The organism is Comamonas sp. w2-DMI (assembly GCF_040187735.1).
Lineage (GTDB): Bacteria > Pseudomonadota > Gammaproteobacteria > Burkholderiales > Burkholderiaceae_C > Comamonas > Comamonas terrae.
This window is the reverse complement of the sequence record NZ_JBANEL010000076.1, coordinates 1-1501: the sequence shown is the minus strand read 5'-3', so window position 1 is coordinate 1501 and position 1501 is coordinate 1. Positions and strand designations below refer to the sequence as shown.

General features: G+C 57.7%; 1 protein-coding gene. It reads left to right on the top strand.

The window, feature by feature from the left end:
- Positions 1–334: 334 nt before the first annotated feature.
- Positions 335–1381, top strand: coding sequence for a zinc-dependent alcohol dehydrogenase family protein (locus tag V8Z74_RS26130; RefSeq protein ID WP_034032855.1), 1047 nt, complete (start codon positions 335–337; stop codon positions 1379–1381).
- Positions 1382–1501 lie beyond the last annotated feature (120 nt).

The following is a 1501-nucleotide window of genomic DNA, read 5'->3' as shown; positions in this document are numbered from 1 at the left end:
GCATTCCGCAAGAACGATGCCGAGCGCGTGCGCGAGCACCTGTACGCATTCGGGCAATCCGTGCTGCACACCGAAATGCAACGCCTGCTTGGCCGCGCAGCCGAGTGGTGTTTCGTGCTGCGCATTAACGTCTAATTAATAACGCTGCATGCTATGATACAGGCTGTCATGGATAGGAATGGACGGCACCGACAATAGGCACCGGACATCAACGGCACCATTGCCTGGATTGGAAAGACTTCCGATCAGTGTTTTTTTAAAACGATGCCATTCTTGGCGCGCCGTTTCAGACGACCACAATGGTTTATGGTTTTTTCAGAAGGGGAATGCACACATGAAAGCTCTGGTTTATCACGGTGACCACAAGATCTCGCTTGAAGACAAGCCCAAGCCCACCCTTCAAAAGCCCACGGATGTAGTAGTACGGGTTTTGAAGACCACGATCTGCGGCACGGATCTCGGCATCTACAAAGGCAAGAATCCAGAGGTCGCCGACGGGCGCATCCTGGGCCATGAAGGGGTAGGCGTCATCGAGGAAGTGGGCGAGAGTGTCACGCAGTTCAAGAAAGGCGACAAGGTCCTGATTTCCTGCGTCACTTCTTGCGGCTCGTGCGACTACTGCAAGAAGCAGCTTTACTCCCATTGCCGCGACGGCGGGTGGATCCTGGGTTACATGATCGATGGCGTGCAGGCCGAATACGTCCGCATCCCGCATGCCGACAACAGCCTCTACAAGATCCCCCAGACAATTGACGACGAAATCGCCGTCCTGCTGAGCGACATCCTGCCCACCGGCCACGAAATCGGCGTCCAGTATGGGAATGTCCAGCCGGGCGATGCGGTGGCTATTGTCGGCGCGGGCCCCGTCGGCATGTCCGTACTGTTGACCGCCCAGTTCTACTCCCCCTCGACCATCATCGTGATCGACATGGACGAGAATCGCCTCCAGCTCGCCAAGGAGCTCGGGGCAACGCACACCATCAACTCCGGCACGGAGAACGTTGTCGAAGCCGTGCATAGGATTGCGGCAGAGGGAGTCGATGTTGCGATCGAGGCGGTGGGCATACCGGCGACTTGGGACATCTGCCAGGAGATCGTCAAGCCCGGCGCGCACATCGCCAACGTCGGCGTGCATGGCGTCAAGGTTGACTTCGAGATTCAGAAGCTCTGGATCAAGAACCTGACGATCACCACGGGACTGGTGAACACGAACACGACGCCCATGCTGATGAAGGTCGCCTCGACCGACAAGCTTCCGTTGAAGAAGATGATTACCCATCGCTTCGAGCTGGCCGAGATCGAGCACGCCTATCAGGTATTCCTCAATGGCGCCAAGGAGAAGGCGATGAAGATCATCCTCTCGAACGCAGGCGCTGCCTGATCTTTGACGCCCTGGACGCCGGGGTATAGGAAGTTCAACCGCCCTTTTTGGCGAGTCTGGCGGGTAGGAAGCGGCCGCGCAAGCGCCGCTTTGGGCACAGATCGGGCACAGATCGGGGGT

Bases quoted from the DNA above. Each gene is read 5' to 3' on its own strand.
- V8Z74_RS26130 (WP_034032855.1), top strand. From the start codon at position 335: ATGAAAGCTCTGGTTTATCACGGTGACCACAAGATCTCGCTTGAAGAC.